Origin of the sequence: Pseudomonas sp. Leaf59 (assembly GCF_920984685.1) — a bacterium.
In the GTDB taxonomy this organism is placed as follows: domain Bacteria; phylum Pseudomonadota; class Gammaproteobacteria; order Pseudomonadales; family Pseudomonadaceae; genus Aquipseudomonas.
On sequence record NZ_CAKLBR010000003.1, the window covers coordinates 184,015 to 206,292 of the forward strand.

General features: G+C 63.5%; 18 protein-coding genes. 7 read left to right on the forward strand and 11 right to left on the reverse strand.

The window, feature by feature from the left end:
• The first annotated feature begins 1 nt into the window (after position 1).
• Entirely contained in the window at positions 2-1,315 is a 1,314-nt protein-coding gene (locus LUB09_RS04475; RefSeq protein WP_231421769.1) for an APC family permease, read from the forward strand.
• Here LUB09_RS04475 and LUB09_RS04480 read toward each other — a convergent pair.
• The 7 genes from LUB09_RS04480 to LUB09_RS04510 all read right to left on the reverse strand — a co-directional run bounded on the left by LUB09_RS04480 (position 1,305) and on the right by LUB09_RS04510 (position 13,247).
• Entirely contained in the window at positions 1,305-2,933 is a 1,629-nt protein-coding gene (locus LUB09_RS04480; RefSeq protein WP_231421770.1) for a methyl-accepting chemotaxis protein, read from the reverse strand. The two genes, LUB09_RS04475 and LUB09_RS04480, sit on opposite strands and share 11 nt — an antisense overlap.
• Positions 2,934-3,089: 156 nt before the next feature.
• On the reverse strand, positions 3,090-4,676 hold the full coding sequence (locus tag LUB09_RS04485) for a rhamnogalacturonan lyase B N-terminal domain-containing protein (protein ID WP_231421771.1): 1,587 nt from the start codon (positions 4,674-4,676) through the stop codon (positions 3,090-3,092).
• A complete protein-coding gene (locus LUB09_RS04490; RefSeq protein ID WP_231421772.1) occupies positions 4,676-5,899 on the reverse strand; it encodes a pectate lyase family protein in 1,224 nt (407 codons plus the stop codon). The genes LUB09_RS04485 and LUB09_RS04490 overlap by 1 nt, the downstream gene beginning before the upstream one ends.
• Before the next feature lie 451 nt (positions 5,900-6,350).
• Positions 6,351-7,589, reverse strand: coding sequence for an alginate lyase family protein (locus LUB09_RS04495; RefSeq protein WP_231421773.1), 1,239 nt, complete (start codon positions 7,587-7,589; stop codon positions 6,351-6,353).
• Positions 7,586-10,654 carry an efflux RND transporter permease subunit gene (locus tag LUB09_RS04500; RefSeq protein ID WP_231421774.1) on the reverse strand — a complete coding sequence of 1,023 codons (3,069 nt, stop codon included), beginning with the start codon at positions 10,652-10,654 and terminating at the stop codon, positions 7,586-7,588. Before LUB09_RS04500 ends, LUB09_RS04495 begins: the two co-directional genes overlap by 4 nt.
• Positions 10,651-11,769, reverse strand: a complete 1,119-nt coding sequence (locus LUB09_RS04505) for an efflux RND transporter periplasmic adaptor subunit (protein WP_231421775.1) — start codon at positions 11,767-11,769, stop codon at positions 10,651-10,653. Before LUB09_RS04505 ends, LUB09_RS04500 begins: the two co-directional genes overlap by 4 nt.
• Positions 11,766-13,247 (reverse strand): efflux transporter outer membrane subunit, encoded by a 1,482-nt coding sequence (locus LUB09_RS04510; RefSeq protein ID WP_231421776.1) that lies wholly within the window; start codon positions 13,245-13,247, stop codon positions 11,766-11,768. The genes LUB09_RS04505 and LUB09_RS04510 overlap by 4 nt, the downstream gene beginning before the upstream one ends.
• A gap of 96 nt (positions 13,248-13,343) precedes the next feature.
• Here LUB09_RS04510 and LUB09_RS04515 point away from each other — a divergent pair, with 96 nt between their 5' ends.
• From LUB09_RS04515 to LUB09_RS04525, 3 genes are all read left to right on the forward strand, one after another.
• A complete protein-coding gene (locus LUB09_RS04515; protein WP_209981087.1) occupies positions 13,344-14,033 on the forward strand; it encodes a response regulator in 690 nt (229 codons plus the stop codon).
• A gap of 5 nt (positions 14,034-14,038) precedes the next feature.
• Positions 14,039-15,214, forward strand: a complete 1,176-nt coding sequence (locus tag LUB09_RS04520; RefSeq protein WP_231421777.1) for a sensor histidine kinase — start codon at positions 14,039-14,041, stop codon at positions 15,212-15,214.
• A gap of 256 nt (positions 15,215-15,470) precedes the next feature.
• The gene (locus LUB09_RS04525; protein WP_231421778.1) at positions 15,471-16,718 is read left to right on the forward strand and encodes a glycoside hydrolase family 68 protein; all 1,248 of its coding nucleotides are present in this window, start codon (positions 15,471-15,473) and stop codon (positions 16,716-16,718) included.
• 53 nt (positions 16,719-16,771) lie between these two features.
• Here LUB09_RS04525 and LUB09_RS04530 read toward each other — a convergent pair whose 3' ends face one another.
• The 4 genes from LUB09_RS04530 to LUB09_RS04545 all read right to left on the reverse strand — a co-directional run bounded on the left by LUB09_RS04530 (position 16,772) and on the right by LUB09_RS04545 (position 19,992).
• Positions 16,772-19,084, reverse strand: a complete 2,313-nt coding sequence (locus tag LUB09_RS04530; RefSeq protein WP_231421779.1) for an FdhF/YdeP family oxidoreductase — start codon at positions 19,082-19,084, stop codon at positions 16,772-16,774.
• Positions 19,085-19,144: 60 nt separating this feature from the next.
• The gene (locus LUB09_RS04535; protein ID WP_209981097.1) at positions 19,145-19,390 is read right to left on the reverse strand and encodes a hypothetical protein; all 246 of its coding nucleotides are present in this window, start codon (positions 19,388-19,390) and stop codon (positions 19,145-19,147) included.
• Positions 19,387-19,644, reverse strand: coding sequence for a DUF6555 family protein (locus LUB09_RS04540; RefSeq protein WP_209981099.1), 258 nt, complete (start codon positions 19,642-19,644; stop codon positions 19,387-19,389). Before LUB09_RS04540 ends, LUB09_RS04535 begins: the two co-directional genes overlap by 4 nt.
• Positions 19,645-19,710: 66 nt before the next feature.
• Positions 19,711-19,992, reverse strand: coding sequence for a hypothetical protein (locus LUB09_RS04545; protein WP_209981101.1), 282 nt, complete (start codon positions 19,990-19,992; stop codon positions 19,711-19,713).
• A gap of 206 nt (positions 19,993-20,198) precedes the next feature.
• Here LUB09_RS04545 and LUB09_RS04550 point away from each other — a divergent pair, with 206 nt between their 5' ends.
• From LUB09_RS04550 to LUB09_RS04560, 3 genes are all read left to right on the forward strand, one after another.
• On the forward strand, positions 20,199-20,900 hold the full coding sequence (locus tag LUB09_RS04550; protein ID WP_209981102.1) for a glycosyltransferase: 702 nt from the start codon (positions 20,199-20,201) through the stop codon (positions 20,898-20,900).
• 2 nt (positions 20,901-20,902) lie between these two features.
• Entirely contained in the window at positions 20,903-21,151 is a 249-nt protein-coding gene (locus LUB09_RS04555; protein WP_231421780.1) for a hypothetical protein, read from the forward strand.
• 235 nt (positions 21,152-21,386) lie between these two features.
• The gene (locus tag LUB09_RS04560; protein WP_231421781.1) at positions 21,387-22,277 is read left to right on the forward strand and encodes an amidohydrolase family protein; all 891 of its coding nucleotides are present in this window, start codon (positions 21,387-21,389) and stop codon (positions 22,275-22,277) included.
• Position 22,278: the final 1 nt, after the last annotated feature.

Genomic DNA, 22,278 nt, shown 5'->3' on the forward strand with positions numbered 1-22,278 from the left:
CATGACCCAATCCCCCAGTAGCGCCAAACCGTCCCTGCGCCGGGCCATTAGCGGCCCGATGCTGTTTCTGTTCATCCTCGGTGACGTGCTCGGCGCCGGCGTCTATGCGCTGGCCGGCACCATTGCCGGCGAGGTGGGCGGGGCGATCTGGGTGCCGCTGCTGGTGGCACTGTTCTTCGCCATGCTCACTGCCGGCTCCTACGCGGAGCTGGTGACCAAATACCCGCACGCGGGCGCCGCGTCGGTGTTCGCCGAAAAGGCCTTCAAGTCGCCGCTGATTTCCTTTCTGGTCGGCTTCAGCATGCTCGCCGCAGCGGTGACCAGCGCCGCCGGGCTTTCGCTGGCGTTTGCCGGCGACTACCTGGCAGCGTTCATCGATATCTCGCCCCCTCTGGCTGCGCCGATCTTTCTGCTGGTGATTGCGCTGCTCAATGCGCGCGGGATCAAGGAGTCGCTGGGCGCCAACATGCTCATGACGGCGATTGAACTGTCCGGGCTGTTACTGGTGGTGGTCGCGGCGGCCTGGTGTTTCCAGATGGGCGACGCCAACCTCGGCCGCGCGTTCGAATTCAAGCCCGGCATCAACCCGATGCTCGCCGTGCTCGGCGCGGCGTTGCTGGCGTTCTACTCGTTTGTCGGCTTCGAGACATCGGCCAACCTCGCCGAAGAAATCCGTGACGTGCGCAGGGTGTACCCGCGTGCGCTGTTCGGCGCGCTGGTGACGGCGGGCATTGTTTACATGGCGGTAGGTGTCGCCGCGTCCACCGTGCTGCCAATGGACAGGCTGATGGCGACCTCGGCGCCGTTACTGGAAGTGGTGCGCGCCTCAGGCTTGAATATCCCGCCCAGGCTGTTTGCGTTCATTGCCCTGGTGGCGGTGGCCAACGGCGCGCTGCTGACCATGATCATGGCCAGCCGCCTGACCTACGGCATGGCCCGCCTGGGCCTGCTGCCCGAGCCGTTGTCGCGGGTGCTGCCCAAGCGGCGTACGCCCTGGGTGGCAATCATCGCCAGCAGCCTGGTGGCCATTGCATTGACGTTGACCGGCACCCTGGCGGCCTTGGCGCAGACGGTGGTGCTGTTGCTGCTCTTTGTGTTTCTGAGCACCAACCTTGCGGTGCTGGTACTGCGCCATGACACCCTCGACGTCGACCATTTTCGCGTGCCCACCTGGGTGCCGGTGCTGGCGATTGTGTCGTGCCTGCTCCTGCTCAGCCAGCAGAGCCTCGACACCTGGTTGCGGGGCGGCGCGCTGCTGCTGTTGGGCATGCTGTTGTACGGCTGCAACCGGCTGGCGACCCGGCCTAAAGCTTGAACTGGCGGGTCAGCTGATTGAGGTCGGTCGCCAGCTTGGTCAGCTCGGCTGTGGCAATCGCCGTCTGGTTCGAGCCTTCGGAGGCCTCGCTGGACAAGTCGCGGATGCTCACCAGGTTGCGATCCACTTCGCGCGCGACCTGGGCCTGTTCCTCGGCGGCGGTGGCAATCATCAGGTTGCGCTCGTTGATCTGACTCAGGGAGTCGGTGATGTCGCCCAGCACTTTGCCGGCGCCGTTGGCCATGTCCAGGGTCTTGCTGGCTTGAGCGCTGGTCTGGTTCATCGACGACACCGCATTGCCCGTGCCCGTCTGGATCGAGCTGACCATCTGCTCGATTTCCTGGGTGGATTTCTGCGTGCGATGGGCCAGGGCTCTTACTTCATCGGCCACCACCGCGAAGCCACGACCGGCTTCACCGGCGCGCGCGGCTTCAATGGCGGCGTTCAACGCCAGCAAGTTGGTTTGCTCGGCAATCGCCCGGATCACGTCCAGCACCTTGCTGATGTCATTGGCCATGGTCGCCAGCACTTGCACTTCACCGGAGGTGGTCTGCACGTTGGCGACCATCAGGTTGATGGCCGCGACCGTGTCGTTCACCTGATTGCGCCCGGCGATGGCGGCCGAGCTGGATTGCGCGGTCAGATCGGAGGTGGTGGCCGCATTGCCTGCGACTTCCTCCACGGCGGCGGTCATTTCGGTCACGGCGGTGGCCGCCATTTCAATTTCGTGGTTCTGACGCTGGATGGTGCGCGACGCGCCCTCGGTCACGGCATGCATTTCTTCGGCGGTGGCCGCCAGTTGCGTGGAGGAGTCGCCGATCAGCGCCAGTGCATCACGCAGATTGGACTGCATGGTGGCGATGGCTTTTGACAGTTGCGCCGCTTCGTCGGAGCCGTCCACCTCGATGCGCTGGCTCAAGTCATTGGCGGCAATGCGCTGGGCCATCAGCAGGGATTGATTGATCGGCACTGTGAGGCTGCGGGTGTAAAGCCAGGCCAACAGTAAAGAGGCGGTTATCGACAGGAGCAGGAACACGCCGACGATCATCAGTGTTTGCGCATAAACGTCATCGGCCTCCTGTCCGGCTTTTTTTGCTTTGTCCTGGTTAACGCTGATAAGCGCTTTTAATGCAGTTTCGACATTATCCGCCGCTACTTTCATTGGCCCGTTTGATATGGCGACTGCGCCTTCCAATTGCTGTGCGCTAACTAGCGCAAGGTAATTGTCCTGAGTCTTGAAATAGTCGGCTTGTACTTCGCGTAAACGTGCAAACGCTTCCTGGCCTCGCGGCGTGACGATAAAGTTGTTCAAGGACTGCGCATATTGATCGATCAACTGCCGCGATTGCTGAATATCGCTGACCGCCTTGGTCCGGCGCTCCTGGGGCTCAATCGGGTTGCGCACCCGGGCGTTGTTGCCTCGGATGGTGACAAACTCCCGGTCCAGTTGGCCCAACAGTTGTACGCTGGGCAACACGTTGGTTTCGACATACTTCTCTGCTGTTCTAAGCAGCCCGGCTTGCCTGAGTGCCAGCAACCCCATCGCAATAATGATCAGGCAGAAAAAACCGAAACAAACAGCCGATCGCGGTGCGAGATTTAGTTTTCGCAAAAACATGGTAACTCCTCAGGTGTGGGCGCTTTCACCCGTGGAATTAATATCGACACTCTTGTTCGCAACTTTAAGTTTGTTCGAAATATAGTGTTGATTTTTTTGGCTCTGTATTGAGTCAATAACAATTAGATGTCTAATTGTTTCAGGGTTCGCGAGGCATCAGTCCTGCACCCACTGCACACTGTCGAACACAAAGCCCGGGCTCAGAAAACCCTGGCCCGTTTTACCCGAAGCCACGCCAATCTCCAGTGAATTTACCCCTGCATGCAAGGCCGTGGCCGGCACATTGACGTCGAACACCGTGTTGTTGCCTCGATACGTCCCACGGGTGATGCCACGGCTGTCCGGCTGGTTGGAGGCCTGCGGCAGCGGCGCTGTCCACTGCTGATTCACGCTCACCGTCGGCCTTCCGCCAGCCTGGGCCAGCGAGATGAACAGGCGCAGGCGGTAAGCGCGTATCTCATTGGCAGCCAGGACGAATTGGATGCGCGTAGGGCTGTTGACGTCGCGCCATTGCGCGGCGGGGAAGGCGTCGGGCTTGCTGGTGCCAACGCTGTAGGTGACGGGCGCCCAAGGGGTCATGCGCGCATCGCTGGGATGGGCGCAGGCCAGCAGACGCGCATTGAGAAACCCGGCGGGTGTGCCATCGGGTGTGCCGATCTGCCATTTCACCTGACCCGCTGGCGGGTGTGCCTGCAAGCTCGCCTGGCTGGTAGCGCCTGCGCTGATATCCACCCCGCTCTGCGCCACCTCACGTTCACCCTGATACAGCGTCATGCGGTAATGCCCCGGCCGCATCGCCGTCAACTGGAACCGCCCGTTGCCGTCGGCCCGCGCCCAGTATTGGGCGTTGGCATTGCTCAAGCCCACCACTGCCGGCAGGCCATGGGCCACGCCGCCAACCTGGCCGGCGAGGGCACCGCGTTCTGCGCTGCCGACAAAGCCGGCAAGTCCCAGGCGGTCGTCGACGAACCCAAGGTCGGTCAACGCTGCGCCTGGCGCGTCACCGTCGGTGAACAGCAGCCCGTAGACGCCGTGCAGGCCGCCGCGATAGGGCTCGGTCTGGGTGTGGTTGGAGAACATATAGTTGTACAGCTCGTGGGTGACCGGGGTTTTCTGCGTGGCGATGTCCTTGAAGAACGGGCCGCCCGCGCTCAGCTCGCGGTTGCCCATCAGCATGTACACCGCCACCCCCGGGCCTTTGACGCCGTGCAGGGGGTCATCGATCATCGGTTGCGCCGAATAGAACTTGGAACTGGTGCGCCCGTCGGCCAGCAAAAACACGTCCTTGCCTTCGATGGCCGTGCCGACATTGGAGTCGGTGCCACGCTGGGCCTTGGGCAGCTTGCTGACATCCAGCCGCGCCACAAAGCGCAGCTCGCCCACCGGCAGCAGGGTCGGCGCGTAGGTCGCCATGTAGATCGCCGCGCGGCCTTTGTTGGCGAGGTAGTAGTGGATCAGCTCACCTGACCGCGCGCTGATCACAATCACATCGCCCACGGTGCGCGCCTCCACCTGTGCGCTGCCAAGGCCCGAAGCAATCTGCGAAGCCTTGGGTTCGGTGGTCTGCAGTTCGTTGCCGCGATAGCGCATCGAGACCAGGTCGCCATTGTGAGTGTCCACACTGAAGACCAGGTTGGCGCCGGTGTCGACCACGATGTGCGAGTCACTGCGGGTAAAGCCGAAACCGGCGGCGTGGGCCTGGGCCGCCAGGGTGCACAGCATGATCAGCATGAGACGTCGCATCAGTTTTTCTCCAGGTCCATATGGCCCGCACCGGCATCGCGGGGCACCTGCAGGCGCACCCTGTCGGGCGGCTGCGGTGCGACGAGGTACTGGCGGTATTGGCTGAACGCCTCCAGTGCCGCCGCGTCCTGCGGGCGATAATCGTCGCCACTCTGATGCTGCTGGTTCGGCACACAGGGCCTGCCGATGGCTGCCCGGCACGCGTTATCGGCGGCCGGGGCGAAGAGGGCGAAGGCGGTGCCGGGCTGGCGGGTATCGTTGAACAGCGGGTGGGACACGTCGTCGAAGACATTGCCTTCCACCAGCAGATGGGCGCTGGCGGTGCGCGACATGATCGCGCCCTGGTAAGTCAGGTGGGCGAACACATTGTTGACCAGTTGCGCACGCACCTCGGCATCGCCCATTCCGCCGGCGTGAGGCGCACGTCCCGAGGTGTCGTGCACGTAGTTGCCCACCAGCGTCAGGGTGTCGTGGTGACCGAGAAACAGCCAGACCCAGTAGTGGTGACTGTCACAGGTCGCCGAATAGGGCGTGCGGCCGTCGAATTCATTGTTGGAAATCGTCACATGGGTGGCGCTGCCCCAGCCGCTCACGATCATCTGCCGGCCGATCCGCGCGAAGGTGTAGTGGTCGATCCACACGCCGTCGGCTTCGTCCAGCGTCAGCGCATCGCCGCCCCAGACCACGCGGGGGTTAATGTCCGAGAGCGTGAGGTTACGCACGATGACATTGCGCGCGCCGCCGCCGATCAACAAGCCGATGCCCTGAATCCCGGCATGTGGTCCCACGCCCAGCAACGTTTTGTTCGAACCGACTTTCAAGCGCTGCAGGCCGGCCTTGTCATAGCTCACCGTGGCCGGCGGCTTGGACTGGCAAAAATGGTTGGCGCCGTCGATGGCCCACTGGCCACCGCCCTTGGGGCAGGCGTTGGCCATGCAGCCGGCCTCGGTCACCCGGGCGCTGCCATCGGTTACTACGGAGCCGCGAAAATCGAACGTATGGTCCAGAGCGATCACGCGCGGCGTGGTGTCGATGCAGTTGCCGCGCGCATCGAAGCGGTCGCACAGAGCGTTTTTCAGCTCCGCCAGGGTGGCGGGGTGCACGGCGGCAGCCTGGCCGCCGCCGCTGACCCCTCGGGCAAAGCCTTCAGGCGCCGCAGCGGCGTGGCACAGCGGCGCCGCCAGCAAACACAGGCAGAGCACAAAAGAATTTCGGCGCATCATCGGCATGTTCCTGAGTGGCCTACCGCAGGCCGGCCATCATCCAAATACCCGGACGGATTTATCAAATGGTTTGAAGCTGATTGCGATGTTCTTCAGCTGCCGTTCAGTTGCGGGCAAACCGGCGCTGTGGCTAAAGAGCTTGTTGTGGCGAGCGGGCTTGCCCCGCGTTGGGGTGCGAAGCGCCCCCCATCGAGCAAAACGCGGTGTACCTGATACGGCTCAGCGTCTGGCTTTGGGGCTGCTGCGCAGCCCAACGCAGGACAAGCCTGCTCGCCACAGGGAATCTGCGCTTAACTGAACGGCATTAGGGCTTGCCACAACAAGCCCGCTGGCCAAGAAAAAACTACTCCTACAACAAGCCCGCTGGCCAAGAAAAAACTGCTCCTACAACGAGCCCGCTTGCCACGCAAACCTGCTCCCTATACCAAGCTCGATTGCCACAACGCCTGCCTCACGGCACCAGTTCAGCCTTGCTCAAACCATACTCCCCCAGCGAATACAGCAAGGTCCCATACCCCAACTGATCGTAGCCGCCGCTGTTGGGGCCGTAGTCGCCGCCGCCGCCTTCGGGCTGGACCTTTTGCGCGAAGGCTTTCACATAGGGCGCGTTGAGACCCTTGAGTACCACGTAGTGGTTGTAGAGCAATTCCCAGATCGGGCGGATATCGCCACGCTTGTCGGGCGAGATCACCTTCTGCTTGAACGCGCTGTTGATAAATGGGGTGAACGGCACTTCATGGTTCAGGTTGTACTTGGCTACATACTCGGCGCCTTGCAGCACGCGGTTGTTCTGGTAGCCGAACAGATCGTCGCCCTGGCTCCAGGCCATCTGGCAGAAGCTGCCGAGCAGGGCGATGTCGAGCATCGTGTGGGCCTGGTCGCGGCCGCTTTCCTGGACCTGGCCCAGGCCCTCGGGGTAGAGCTTCCACACCGCGTGTTCGATGGCGCCGTTGCCGGCCCCGTGCTTGAAGTAGTCGATGGCTTCGTTATAAAGATCGCGGCGGTCGGTCAACACGCCGATGGCCAGGATCGAATTCATGTTCGCCAAGTCCCAGTTGGCCCAGTGGTGATCCGGCAGCATGCCGTCCTGATGGACCAGGAAGTCATGGTTGATGGGGTAGAACACGCTGAGCATCATGCTTTGAAATCGGTGAAAGTCCTCAGCCTTCCATTTCGGGTAGCCGCGCAGGATTTCCCCGGCATTGGCCAGTTGGTAACCGTACAAGCCTGCCGCCAGGGACCTGCCGTTTTCGCCCTCGATGCCGGTGAGGGTGGAGGCCCACTGGTCGAGGATACTCACGGCCTTGTCGGCATAGGCCGCATCGCCGGAGATCTGCCAGCGCAGGGCCAGGGCATAGGCTGCCGCGGCGTCGTTGAACAGTTTGTTGTAGTTGTTGGGGCCGCCGGAGGTACGGTAAACCACCGGCACCGGGTTGGCTTGCCAGGTCAGTGACGCGTGCCTGTTGTCGATCAGCTTCTGCCAGCCCTCCAGCCAGGGATGGTTACGGTTGACGATTTTTTCGCGGATGCGCGTGAAGTCCTGCTGGGTCTGCAACAGGCCCGGGTGCACGAAGGCCCCAGTGTGTGTGGTGGAGGCGAGGGCGCCGAGACTCACCGACAACGCGCCAAGCAGCACGGCCCCTTTGGATAATTGCTGGATACCGCGCGTTGCCTTGAGCAGAACGTTCATCGTGTTGTCGCCTCTGTGTGTGGAATCCTGCGCTGCGTGAACAGCATGACGTAAAGCACCGGGATCAGTCCCAGCGTGACCAGGGTGCCAAGCGCCAGGCCGCCCATCAGGGTGATCGCCATGCCTTCCCATAGCGGCCCGGCAAACAGCATCAGCGGGACCAGCCCGATGATGCAGGTCAGTTTGGTCATGACGATGGGGCGCAGGCGTTTGACGGTGGCATTCACCACCGCGTCGTGCACCGCCAGGCCGTCCTGCAGTTCCGCTTCGATGCGTTCGAGCAGCAGCACCGCGTTGTTGACGATAATCCCCGCCAGTGACAGCAGACCGAACGTGGCCATGAAGCCGAACGGGTAGCCGGTGATCAGCAGCGCGGCCGCCACGCCGATCAACACGAACGGGATGGCCGAGACCACGATCAGCACCTTGCGCAGCGAATTGAATTGCCAGACGAACAGCAACAGCATGGCCACCAGCGCGTGGGGCAGGTATTGCAGGAGCGCTTGGTTGGCCTCCGCCGAATCTTCGATCTCGCCGCCCAACTCAATCCGGTAGCCGGGCGGCAGGCGCAGGGCGGCCACGTGCGGCGCGAGCCGTTCGACGATGGAGGTGGCGGTCAATCCCGGGTTGTGCCCGACCACGGTGATTGCCCGCTCCCCATTGCGGCGCACCAGGGTCGACGGCTCGCTGGACGCACGAATCTGTGCAATCGCCGTCAACGGCACGGGCGTCGAGCCATCGGCCGGATACACCAGAATGCCGCGCAGGTCAGGCGTGGCGCCGCTCACCGGCGCCGGCTCGCGCACCACCAGCGGCACGCGGGTTTCACCGTCCTGCAGGGACGAAACCTGGAGGCCGCCAAAATGCAGTTGCAGGGCCTGGGCGATGGCCTGGGTGTCCACGCCGGCGCGCCGCGCGCCGGGCTGATCGACCTCGACGGTGTAGCGCGTGAGCCGCGTGCTCCAGTCGTCGCGCACATCCAGGGTGCCCGGCACGTGCAGCAGGGCGGCTTCGATCTGCGCAGCGAGGGCGCGCAATACGTTTTCATCCGGGCCGATGACGCGATAGATCGCCACGCCGGCCTCGGTGGTGCCCAGGGAAAACCGTTTGGGCTCGGCGCGCAGTTCCGGGTGTTGCTTGAGCAGGTAGCGGCGCACGTTGGCGATCACCGCGTCGAGGTCGCTACCGGCCTTGACGCTGACGGTGAAGTACGCGGTCTCCGGCGCCGGCAGCGGCGGGTTGAGGCCCAGCACGATGCGCGGCCCGCCGTCGCCGACGTAGCCGATGCTGTCGACCACCGCCGGCTCCTTGCTCAGCCACAAGCTGATCTCGCGCACGCTTTGCAGGGTCTTGCGCGAACCGCTGCCCGGCTCCAGGGTGATCGGCACCTGGAACTGCAAACGGTCCGACTGCGGCAAAAAGTCATAGGGCACGCGCATCAGCTCGAACACGGCGGCGGCCAGCAGCACCAGCATCGCCATCAGGAACAGCAGCTTGTGCTGCAACACGCGGCTGATCACCGCGCGATAGCCACGGTAAAAGCCGCTGTCGTAACCCTCGTCCGCCGCCTCGTTGGGCGCGGCCCTGGTGAAGTACAGGCACAGCAGTGGCGTCACTGTGATGCTCAGCAGCCACGAGCCGAGCAGTGTCAGCGCCAGCACGATGGCCAGCGAGCGCAGGTATTCGTTGGTGCTGGTCTGGCCCAGAAAGAACGGCGAGAACGCCAGCACGATCACCAGCGACGAAGTCAGCAACGGAATCGCCAGGGTCCGTCCGGCCTCCACGCAGGCCTGGCGCCGTGCCTCGCCGGCATGCAGGCGACGCTCGATGTCCTCGGCGATCACGATGCCGTTGTCCACCAGCAAACCGAGGGCGAGGATGATCGCCGCAATCGACACGGTCTGCAGTTCGACGCCGAGCATGCGCATGGCAATCAAGGTGCCGAGAATGGTCAACGGCACGATGGCGCCCACCACCAGCCCGGTGCGCCAGCCGAGAAACAGCATCACCACCGCCATCACGATGACCACCGTCTCGATCATCACGTGCTTCATCTTGCTCATCTGCTGATCGACCACATCCGCCTGGAACGTCACCATATGGGTGGCGAACCCCAGCGGCAATTGCGCTTCCAGCTGCGCCAGACGGCTGCGCAGCGCGGCGCCGAACTGCTGGATGTTCTGCCCGGCGGCCATGGACACGGCCAGCACCACCGCGTCTTCACCCTGATAGATCGCGGCAGTCTGCGGCGGGTCGGCGGCCATCACCGACACCTGTGCGATGGCGCCGAGCGCGACCGACTGCGCGCCGCCGGCGGCGCCCGGCAACTGGATCGGCAACTGGCGCAGTTGCTCCACGCCGAGCAGTTCGCCGCTGACCGTGAGGGTGGTGCTCTGCCCGCCGATCTCGGCGATGCCGCCGGGCGCCAGCACGTTCTGTTGCTGCAACTGCTGGAACAGCTGCTGTGGCGACAGGCCCAGCCCCGCCAGGCGCTGCGGGTTGAAGTCGATGGACAGTTGCTGCTCCTGCACGCCGTGTAACGTCACCTGGCCGATGCCGGGCAAGCCGCCCAACTGATCGCGCAGGCGTTTGAGCGGCCCGCGCATCTCGCTCATGCTGTAACCGGGCGCGGTGACGGCAATGGAGGCCACGGCGACCCGACCGAAATTGTCGTCCACAAACGGCCCCTGGGTGCCGGGCGGAAAGCCCGCGCCAGCCTCGGTCGCCTTGTTGCGCACCTGTTGCCACAGCACGCCGAGGTCCTTGATGTCGTCGCGGGCGGTCACCTGGATGATCACGCTGCCGGGGTGGAGGGTGGTGGCGATGGTCTTGATCTGCGGCAACTCGCGCAGTTTTTCTTCGGTGGGCCGCGCCAGCAGTTCTTCCACGCGCTCGCTGGGCAGCCCCGGGAACTGGATGCTCACCAGTGCATCGCGGAGGGTGACCGACGGTTCTTCCTGGGTCGGGAAAGCGAGGAAGGTGGCCACGCCCGCCAGCAGCATCAGCAGGGCGCTGAATAACGTCAGCCGGCTGGCATTCAAGGCATGCAGGGTCAGGTTACTCATTGGGTGACGCTCAAGCGGCTGGAAGATGGCAGCAGGTTGACGGGCTGGCCGTCATCGAGAAACGCAACGCCGGTGGTCACCACCTGTTCGCCGTCCGCCAGGCCCGCGTCGATGGCGACGCGGCCCTGGTCGATCAGGCCGATGCGGATGTCGCGCAGCGTGACCTTGCCCTGGGCCGGGTCATACACGAATACCTGCACCTGCCTGGGGTCGGCGCCGATGCGCAGCGCCTGGGTCGGAATGGACAGCGGCAGCGGCGCGCCACTCACCAGATTCACCGTGAGGTTCACGCCGCTGGGCAGCGCAAGGTCGTTGGCGAGCAGGCGAAAGCGCGCGTTTTGCAGCACGCCGTTCTGCGCGCGCATCGACAGGCCCTCCAGCACCAGCGGCAGGCTTGAGCCGGGCGCGCTCGGGTCGGTGGCGACGGCGCGGTCTCCCGGTTTGAGGCCGATGGCCTGTTCCACCGGGATCGGTACGATGACCTGCGCAGCATCGGCGGCCTCCAGCTCCATCACCACCTGACCCGGCGACAGCTCGCTGTACAGCTGCGCCGTGCGCGCCACGATGCGCCCGTTGAACGGCGCAACAAGCTGGCCCTGGCGCTGATCGCGGCGCAGCAGATCCAGCGCCGTTTCATCCGCGGCCTGTTGCGCGACGGCCGCTTGCCAGGCCGTTTCGGCTTGCTCCACGGCGCTGGCGGCGACGCTGCCCTGGGCAAACAGCTGTTGCTGGCGCAGCCGGTTGCGCTTGCGTTCGCCGGTCTGCGCGACGCTGGCAAACAGGCTGACCTGCGCCTGCTTCAGGCGCAGTTGCACCACTGCGCTGTCCAGGCTCGCAAGGACCTGGCCCTGCTTTACGGTATCGCCCACGTCGACATTCAACGCGACCAGGCGTCCCGCGCCCTCAAAGGCCAGTTCGGCACGTTGGCGCTGGCGCACCACGCCGGTCAACGGCAGGCCCTCGGCATCGGCAGCGTGCACGCGGGTGACCTTCACCGACCTCACGGCCGGCTCCGGCAGCGGCTCCTCGCGCGAACAGGCTGCCACCACCAGGCAGGTCAGGCCAAGCAGCAGGCAATGGGCCCAGAGGCGAAGCGGGGATGTGCTCACGTTCATGGTGAAACCCTGTCTGCAAAGGAGGCCAACGGTGCGCCCGACAGCGCGCGATACAGCGCCAGGCGATTGAACAACACGGGGTAGGCGGCGTTGCGCAGTTGGAGGGTGGACTCGGCGAGGCGAATCGCGGCGACCGGTTGCTCCAGTTGCGCTGCCGCACCGACGGCAATCTGCTGCTCGACACGTCTGACCTGCGCTGCCGTCAAAGCCGCCACCTCGACCTGCGTGGCGGCATCGGCCAGGGCTTGCCGGCGCTGGCTCAGCAGGTCGGCGATGTCGCGGAAGGCGTCCTGCACGGTCTTTTCGTACTGGGCGACGGCCGCTTGCTGGCGCACGTGGGCCAGGTCAAGGTTGGCCTGATTGCGCCCGCCGTCGAACAGCGGCAGGTTCAGTTGCGGCGTGAACAGCCAGGCACCGCTGCCGGAGGCGAACAGGCTGCTCAGGTGCGGGCTGGCGATGCCGGCGCCGGTGCTCAAGGTGATCGACGGGAAGAACGCCGCACGGGCGGCACCGATGTTGGCATTGGCGGCGCGCAGTGCCTCTTCGCACTGGCGCACATCGAAGCGCTGCAACAGCCGTTGCGAGGGCAGGTCGACCAGCCATGGCGGGGTGCTCAGGTCCACCGAGGGGCCGAGGGTGGCCGCCGTTGAAGGGGCCACCTGATAGCCGCTGACCCACGACAGCGCCTGCACGGCGCGCTCATGCCCGGCACGCGCGTCCTGCGCTTGCAGCGCGGCGCGGCGCACCTGCAGGCGTTGCGTGTCGAGTGTGTCCTGGGCCACCAGGCCTGCCTGTTGCTGGCCGTCGATCAGGTGCAGCAGTTGGTTCTGGTGCTCGAGGAGGGTCTGGGTATCGAGCTGGATACCGGCCTGCAAGCGCTCCTGCAAATACAGGCGCGCCACCTCGACGATCAACGCCTTGCGCGCGGCAAGGGCGCCGTAGCGTGTGGCCAGGTAGTCATGCCGGGCCGCGTCGGACAGGCTGCGGACCCGGCCGAAAAAATCCAGTTCGAAATCCGCAATGCCCACGGACGCCACCGCGATGTCCTGCCCGTAGCGCTCGTCGGCGGCCTGGTCGTGCAGGTGCTGGCGGTTGCGTTGCAGCCCCAGGCCGACGGTGGGCAGGCGCTCGGCACGAGATAGGCCGTACTCGGCGCGGGCCTGTTCGACGCGCAATATCGCCAGGCGCAGGTCGCGGTTGTAGGCCAGCGCCTGCTCAACCAAATGGGGCAACTGCGCCGAGCTATCCAGCCCGGTCAGCAGTTGTGTTTCTTCGCCGGACAGCGGCTCCACGGGGTTTTGCGTGGTGGGCGCCAGCGCGGTTACCGGTGCGTCGGTCCAACTGCCCGGCACTGGCAGCGCTGGCGTCTGGTAGGCAGGCGCCAGTGAACAAGCAGTCAGCGCGCCGTTCAGCAGCAAAACCGCACAGAGGCGTTCAGGCAGCTTGATAGGCTTGGACAGCGGTGCGGTGGTCGGCATAGCATCGGTTCGCGAAAGTCGGGGTAGGGCGATACTGACAGCGGACTTTCAATAAACCGTTCGTGAATTATCAAGGTTTCATCAAGAGGCTTCTTTGTGTCAGGAAAACGTATCCTCATTGTCGAAGACGACGCCGACAGCGCCAATATCCTCGAAGCCTACCTGCGCCGCGACGGCTTCGAGGTGGCCCTGGCCGAGGATGGCCGGCGCGCGCTTGACCTGCACAAAAGCTGGCAACCGGACCTGATATTGCTCGACGTGATGCTGCCGCACCTGAGTGGCACCGACGTGTTGTCCGCCGTGCGCCGCAGCAGCGACACACCTGTGATCATGGTCACGGCCATGGGCGACGAGCCGGAAAAACTCGGTGCCCTGCGCTATGGCGCCGACGACTACGTGGTCAAGCCCTACAGCCCGCGCGAGGTGGTGGCGCGGGTGCATGCGGTGCTGCGGCGCACCGGCGCCAGCCAGCCGGTCGAGCAGGTGCTGCGGCACCAGAACCTGCGGGTGGACCTCGACGCCTTCACCGCCGCGATTGAACAGCGTGACGCGCCGCCGCAGTGGCTGGACCTCACGCCCACCGAATTCAAGTTGCTGGCGACCCTGCTCAAGACCCCGTCCAAGGCCTTCACCCGCGACGAGTTGCTGGAAATCTGCCTGCCCGACAGCGAAGCGTTGGCCCGCGTGGTCGATGCCCACGTGCATAACCTGCGGCGCAAACTGGAAACCCATGGCATCGCCGGCGTGCTGGTGACGGTACGCTCCATTGGCTATCGGTTCCGGTAATCGCCATGACTGAGACGTCTCGCGTCAACGACAAGCCCCTGTGGCGTTGGGTGGGCATGCGCATGAGCCTGCTGGCGATTGGCGCGGTGGTGGTGATTGCGCTGTGCATGTGGATCAACTTCTGGGTGTCGGACTGGTATTTCCTCCAGCACCTGCCGCCCGAAGCGCGCGAGGAGTTGCTGCAACTGCGCGCCGAGCCGCAACTCAACGAGGTGCGCCTGCGTCAGTTGGTGGCCGAGTATTACCCGGTGGAGTTCTTCCAGCCGGACATCGCCAATCGCGACTGGCTGATCCTCGCCGGCCTGGTGCTGGTCGCCATTCCGATCATTATTTTCTTTGGCCTGTGGTTTTCGCGGCCCTTGTCCAGCCAGTTCTCGGCGATTGCCCAGGGCGCGCGACGGGTCGCCGGGGGGGATTTCCTCACACGCCTGCCGATCCAGCCGCATACACCGGACGAACTGCGCCGCCTGATCGGCGACTTCAACAGCATGACGACCCAGTTGCAGCGCTACGAGCGCGATGTGCGCGAGTCCAGCGCGGTGATCGCCCACGAGTTGCGCACCCCGTTGAACGCAGCCATGGGCCGGGTGCAGGGCATGCTCGATGAGGTGTTCCCCAGCGATGCCGTGCAACTGAGTATGGTCAAGCGCCAGCTCGACCAACTGCGCAAACTGGTGGATGACCTGCACCTGTTGTCGATGGCCAGGGCAGGGCGGCTGGTGCTGGAGCGCGGCGAGTTCTCCCTGGCAGCGCTGGTGAGCGAACGCTTGGCGTGGTTCCAGCCGCAACTGGACGAGGCCGCCATCGAGACCCACGTCAGCATTGCCCGCACGTTGTCGATCAATGCCGATCGCGACCGCCTGGGCCAGGTGCTCAACATCCTCATCGACAACCTGCTGCGCTACGCGGCCGGTGGCGGCGCGTTGACCATCACCGCGCAGCAGGTCCAGGCGCGCATCGTGATCGAGATCGCGGATCGAGGGCCGGGCATCGAAGCCGAGCACCTGGACAGCGTGTTCGATCGCTTCTGGCGTGCGGAGCGCTCCCGTGCCCGTTACTCCGGCGGCAGCGGCCTGGGCCTGTCCATCGCCCGCGCCATCTGCCAGGCCCATGGCGGGTCGATCACCGCCAGCAACCGCGAGGGGGGCGGTACGCTGATCAGGGCGGAATTTTTGCTGTAGCGGCCGGGTTGGTTATATAGCAGTCTTGATTGATCTAGTTGTAAGTAGTTGCTCAAGGCCATCAACTTGCCATGTTGTAGATAGTGGCCTTTGACTCCTTAAATAAATTTTCATAATGCCTGTTGCAAGTTCTATGTTAAACCTTGTTTCGCACTATTAGCGCTGTTCGACTGAATGCCATTAATCATTCGAAGTCATTGTGCGCCTTGAATTCAAATACCGCTTGTCACTTGAGCGTCAGTAAAAGGACATCAACATGAAACCTGCGAATCACACACCCACACGCTGGACCCGGGCTGATGCGCTGAAAGTCAATGAAAATGACCCGACTACCACGCAACCGTTAGTACGGCCTGACTTCCCCGTCATGAGTGACACTGTCTTTATCTGGGACACCATGCCCCTGCGCGACCTCGACGGCACGGTGGTTTCCGTCGATGGCTGGTCGGTGATCTTCACGCTCACCGCCGACCGCCGCCCCCACGACCCGCAGTTTATCGATGCCAACGGGCGCTATGACATCAAGCGCGACTGGGAGGATCGCCATGGCCACGCGCGCATCTGCTACTGGTATTCACGCACCGGCAAGGACTGGATTTTCGGCGGCCGTGTCATGGCCGAAGGTGTGTCGCCCACCACCCGGGAATGGGCCGGCACGCCTATTCTGTTAAATAACAACGGTGATATTGACCTGTATTACACCTGTGTTACGCCGGGCGCGACCATTGCCAAAGTAAAAGGCCAGATCGTGACAAGTGAAGAAGGCGTGCAACTTGTCAATTTCAATAAGGTGAAGTTTTTATTTGCGGCAGACGGCACTTATTATCAAACCGAAGCACAAAACGCGACGTGGAACTTTCGTGACCCGAGCCCGTTTATCGATCCGCAGGACGGCAAGTTATATATGGTGTTCGAAGGCAATGTAGCCGGCGAGCGCGGCACTCATACGGTCGGCCCTGATGAAATGGGCCTGGTCCCGCCGGGGCATGAAGAAGTCGGCGGCGCGCGTTTTCAGGTGGGCTGTATCGGCATCGCCGTGGCCAAGGACCTGACGGGCGAAGAATGGGAAATACTGCCGCCTCTGGTGACGGCAGTCGGCGTCAACGACCAGACCGAACGCCCGCATTACGTATTCCAGGACAACAAATACTACCTGTTCACCATCAGCCACAAGTTCACCTATGCCGACGGCGTTACCGGCCCGGATGGCGTCTACGGTTTTGTCAGCGAACACCTGTTCGGCCCGTACCGCCCGATGAACGCCTCCGGGCTGGTGCTCGGCAATCCACCCGCGCAGCCTTTCCAGACCTACTCGCATTGCGTGATGCCCAACGGCCTGGTGACGTCATTTATCGACAGTGTCCCCACTCAGGATGGCGACTTCCGCATCGGCGGCACCGAGGCGCCCACCGTCAGAATCGAGCTGCACGGCGACCGCTCGTTTGTGCGCGAAGCCTATGACTACGGCTATATCCCGCCAATGCGCGATGTGGTGTTGAGTTAAGCGATAAACCCCCGCTTGCCTGCGTGCAGCAGGCAAGCGCCTTGCGGCCACCTTCAGTGGCCGTTTACCCTTTTCGCGCTGAGCCGCACCGGCACCGATTTGGCGGCCGGCACCTTGCTGCGTTCGGCGTGGTGCCACAGCGGCAGCAGCGGGTTGCATTCAGGGTAATACGCGGCGGCGCAGCCTTCGGGAATGTCGTAGGCGATGATCTCGAACGGCCCGACCTGGCGCTTTACCGCAGGCTCGATGGCGGTGGTCAGCATGACCTGCTGGCCGGCCGCGAACCCCAGGCGCACGATGTCGTTGGCATGCAGGAAAATGACCTCACGGGTGCCGCTTACCCCGCGAAAACGGTCGTCGAACCCATAGATGGTGGTGTTGAACTGATCGTTGCTGCGCAGCGTCATCAGTTGCAGCACATCGCGGTCAGGTTCGGCGAGGTTAACGTCATCGTCTTCGGCGAGGGTCACGGGGGTGACGAATTGCGCCTTGCCGCTGGGCGTCTCCCACTGTCTTTGCGCGGCGGCAATCGGGCGATGGAAGCCGCCGGGCTCGGCCATGCGGGTTTCCATGTCGTGGAAAATCTTCGGATAGACCGTGGCGATGGCGGTCCGGATCCTGGCGTAGTCGTCGTTCCAGGCTTGCCAGTCGATGGTGCAGCCGTTGGCGAGGGTGGCCATGGCCAGCCCGGCGACGATGCTGGTTTCGGCGCGCACCTGCGGCCCGACTGGTTCGGCATTGCCGCGCCAGCTGTGGATGCAGCCGGTGCTGTCCTCGGTGGTATACAGCTGCGGTACGCCGTTCTGGCGATCGATTTCGATGCGTCCCAGGCAGGGCAACAGCCACATGGCGCGCGCGGGCAGCAGGTGAGTGCGGTTGAGCTTGGTCGCCACTTGCACATTCAGCTGCAGATTTTGCCAGGCCGGTTCCATGCGCGAGGTGTCGGGAATAGCCCGCAGGAAGTTGCCGCCCAGGCCGATGAAGCCGCGCACACGGCCGTCGAGAATGCCTTCGCAGGCATCCACCGTGCACAGGCCCTTGTGCGGCGGCACGCTGAAACCGAAGTGCTGTTCGATCAGGTCCACCGGGACTTTCTTCGGGTCTTCGGTAATGCCCACGGTGCGCTGGCCCTGCACGTTGGAATGGCCGCGCACCGGGCAGATGCCCGCGCCCGGCTTGCCGATATTGCCGCGCAGCAGCAGCAGGTTGACCAGCATCTGCACGTTCGTCACGCCGTGTCGGTGCTGGGTGATGCCCATGCCATACACCAGCATCACGCGCTGGCTGCGCGCATACACGGTGGCGGCGGCTTCCAGCGCGCCACGGGTCAGCCCGCTCTGGCGTTCCAGTTGCGCCCAGTCGCAGCCGCGTACGTAGGTGGTGAACGCCTCGAAGCCTTCGGTGTGGCTGGCGATGAAGTCATAGTCCAACACCGCCGGCGTGCCGTGCTCGGTGGCCTGGTCATCCATGGCCAGCAACGCCTTGGCGATGCCGGTGATGGCCGCCGTGTCGCCACCAATGGCGACCTGGTGGTATTGGGTGCTGATCAGGGTCGACTCGGGCGTGAGCATTTCTCTGGGCGACTGCGGGTTGACGAAGCGCTCCAGGCCGCGCTCGCGCAAGGGGTTGAAGGTGATGATCGGCACGTCGCGCCGGCGTGCATCCTGCAGTGGGTGCAGCATGCGCGGGCTGTTGCTGCCGACGTTCTGGCCAAAGAAGAACAGGCAGTCGGTGTGCTCGAAATCGTCGAGGGTCACGGTGCCCACCGGCACCCCGATGCTCTCCTGCAAACCCACCGAGGTGCTTTCGTGGCACATGTTGGAGCTGTCGGGCAGGTTGTTGCTGCCGTAGGCACGGGCGAACAGCTGGTACATGAACGAGGTTTCCAGCGACGCGCGCCCCGAGGCATAAAACACCACGCTGTCCGGGTCCATGGCCTTGAGCTGCGCGCCGATGTCGCGGTAGGCCTCTGCCCAGGAGGTTTCGCGGTAGCGGTCCGTGACGGGGTCGTAGCGCATGGGGTGGGTCAGGCGACCCTGTTGCTCCAGCGCATAGTCCGACCATTCGCGCAGCTCGCTGAGGCTATGCTCGGCAAAGAAGGCCGGGTCGGTCTTGAGTGAGGTGAGTTCCCAGGCGGTGGCCTTGGCGCCGTTCTCGCAAAACTCCAGCGCATGGGGACGGCCGGGTTTGGCCCAGGCGCAACTCACGCAGGCGAAGCCGTCCGGCTTGTTCTGTTTGAGCAATGCCGCCGGCGCTTTACCCAGCGCCTGTTCGCGCCACAGGATGCGCATTACCGATTGGGCAGAACCCCATCCGCCACTGGCGTGGGTGTAGGGCTGGAAGTGACTCTTGGGGTAGATGAGCATCAGGCACTCCCAGGCATCGGCCGGAACCGGTGAAGGTCCCTGTTTGGTGCAAGCTTCGCGCTACGTGCGCATTGCGCGCTGAATGCGCATCCACTCGCGATACGCCGCTGTGCGCTGGGTATCAGCGAGTTTTTTCGCTTCGGTAAAACGTGCCCAGGTGAGCGGATCGCCGCTGTAGGACTCGATCAACTGGTACGCCAGGGCGTCCAGTCGGTCGGCTTCGAAGAACAGGGCGGTGTTCTGCGCGATCTCGTCATCCCAGGTATGGCTGGGGCTGGTGCTGCGATTGAGTGTCTGACTGTTCATGATGTAACGCTCTGTGCCCAATTAATCTCGGTAGCGCTGCTCCACTGCACATCAGTGATGCCGTATTTCTCGGCCGTGGGGCGGGAGACACGCTTGAGGTTCTGCTGACCAAACCTGGGTATCACAGCCACCCCTGCATCGCAGCTTGCCCAATGCCAGGCTTCGGCATTGTTCATCTGCGATGCCCGCACGATGAAGGACTTGGGGTCACCGTGCAGTTGGTAGTAAATAGTGAATAAATCGTTGCGTTTCATGAGACCTCCCTATGCTCATGAGTAACAGATGATTGACGTCACAGAAGATTCAAAATAACTGAGACGTCAATCGTCCACGGTGAAGGTGACAAAGCCTGGCCCGTCATTTGGCCGTTCAATCTCGACGATCACACCACCCACGGTGGTGCCATCAGGCAGGTTGACGGTCACATGGTTGGGGTGACCCGGCCACTGCAGCGGCGTTTGGAAACTCAGGCGCACGATGGTCGGTTTACCACTGCCGGTCATCTGGATATCAACCGACTCATTCAGGCGTTCAACGGCCTCGGTGCCCAGGTGGCGCGACGCGGTGATAACGCTGGCAGGACCTTGATAGTCGTAAGACATGCGGAGTTACCTCAGGTGATAGGGGCAATCTTGCCAAGCGGTAGAGCCCGCGGCGCGGGCGATCGTTCAATGCAAATATCGTAGTGTGCACCCTGTTGGCATCCATGTACTGCCTGGAAAGACTGCGCACCCGCACGTTCAAAACTCTTTAAACCTTCTGCTCACGCACAGTGTCGATTGCTCAGGACACGTCGGAGGGAATGTAAATGATAGGGATCGTGATACCTGCCCATAACGAAGAGCACTATATCGGCGAATGCCTCGACTCCGTGTTGCGCGCCACCGAGCATCCGGCCCTCAAGGGTCAGACGCTGGAGATTCTGGTGGTGCTGGACGACTGCTCGGATGGCACGCCCGCGCAGGTGTCGGCAAAGCAGGTAGAGCGCCTGGACGTGTGCTTTCGCAATGTCGGCAAGGCGAGGGCCACAGGCGCCGAGCAGCTCTTGAAGCGCGGCGCGCGCTGGCTGGCCTTTACGGATGCCGACACGGTGGTGCCGCCGGACTGGCTGGCACGCCAGATCGGCTTTGGGGCCGACGCGGTGTGCGGCACCGTCGACGTGGATGGCTGGAGTGAACACGACGAAGCCGTGCGCTCGCGGTACATGGCGCTGTACCAGTTCATCGAAAACCATCGCCATATCCACGGCGCCAACATCGGCCTGAGCGCCGAGGCCTATCTGACGGCCGGCGGCTTTCAGCACCTGGCTGCCCACGAGGATGTGCGCCTGGTGGCAGATCTTGAACGGACCGGTGCACGCATCGTCTGGACCGCCACCAACCCGGTGATCACCAGCGCACGTCGCGACTACAAGTGTCGCGGAGGGTTTGGCGAATACCTGGCCACGCTGGTGCCCGGCCTTGGCGTCGACGCGTGTCCGGGAGCGAGCGCTGCGCTCGGGGTGGAGTAGAAGTGGATCTGGTTGACTGGGTGCAATGGCCCGCCATGGCCGTGACCGTGCTTTCGGCCTGGTTCATCGGTTCGCAACGCCCGCATCGACGCATGCTCGCGTTCTGGGGCTTCATCCTCAGCAACACGCTGTGGGTGGCTTGGGGCTGGCATACCAATGCCTACGGCTTGATCGTGCTCGAATGCGTTCTGCTGGGCATGAACGCGCGGGGCTTCACAAAGAACCTGCGCGCGCAGCGCAATGCCGGATGATCTTGATCAGCGATTTTGCACTTGTCTTTATTTCGTATCGACGCAAAACCCGCAAATCAATATCACACGGAAGATAGGGCTGACGGGTTCTTTGAGTCCTACGCCGACAAAGTGGGCGGGTGACGCGGGTAGGCTGCCTTGCATGGCGAGAATCTGATAAGCCCCGTCGAATTGCCGGGAGCGGCCAGGCACCTCCCACGATTATTGTTCCTGCACCTTTGCAGGAACGATCATCATGCAGCCGCCGCTCCCAAGCATCGTCAGTCGATTCGATAATCACGTTCACTTCTACTCGTCAGCCGATCTTCAGCGCGTGTCAGGCTCGTTGCCCTACAGCTTGCCGGCACCGCATCCGCTGACGGCGTACCTGGACCGGCTGATCGATGCCGGCACGCTCCCCGCCGTCATCAACAATGTTCACCTGAGCATCCTGCCGGACTCGCACAATGTGTTCGCCTCATTCGATGAGCTGAAGGCGCTTAAGGCTGCCGACCCCCGGCGGTATGGCGGTGTAAGGCTGGTCGGCACGATCAAGGCGCACCCGGTCTACGCAACCCACGCGCGCCTCGCTCATCCGCAGGTTATTGGCGCGCGTATCGTGCTGCACGATGCGCCGCCTGAAAGCATTCATGGGACGCGCTTTTGCACCGCGCACTGGTTGGCGTTCTACGCTCGGTTGCTGCCGCACCAGCACGTGCATATTTATGCAAAGGAAGCCGCGACCACTCTGTGCGTGTTACGTCAGGTGCCGCAAGCCGTGCGGGTCATCATCGATCACCTGGGCAGTTGCCACGGCGAACGTGGCGCGATGGAGCCTGCCTATCTTGCGCTGCTCACTGAAGCGCGACGGCGCGGTACGGTGTGGTTCAAGGGGCCGGGTTATCGAACCTCGACCAACCCGCAGACGGCTGCCCAATTCGTCACGCAGATTGTGCGCACCGTCGGTGCCGACAAGCTGCTGCTGCAAGCCAGCGATGCGCCGCACGTGGGAGTCGACGAAAACGGTGTGCCCTATGCCCACGGTCTTGACGTGGCCAGTGCCTTTGAGTTTGTCGACGCCGTTGCGCGGCACGTAGGTGAGGCGACCCGCCTGCCGGTCAGTCAGCTGCTGCGAGGCACTTGCTGAG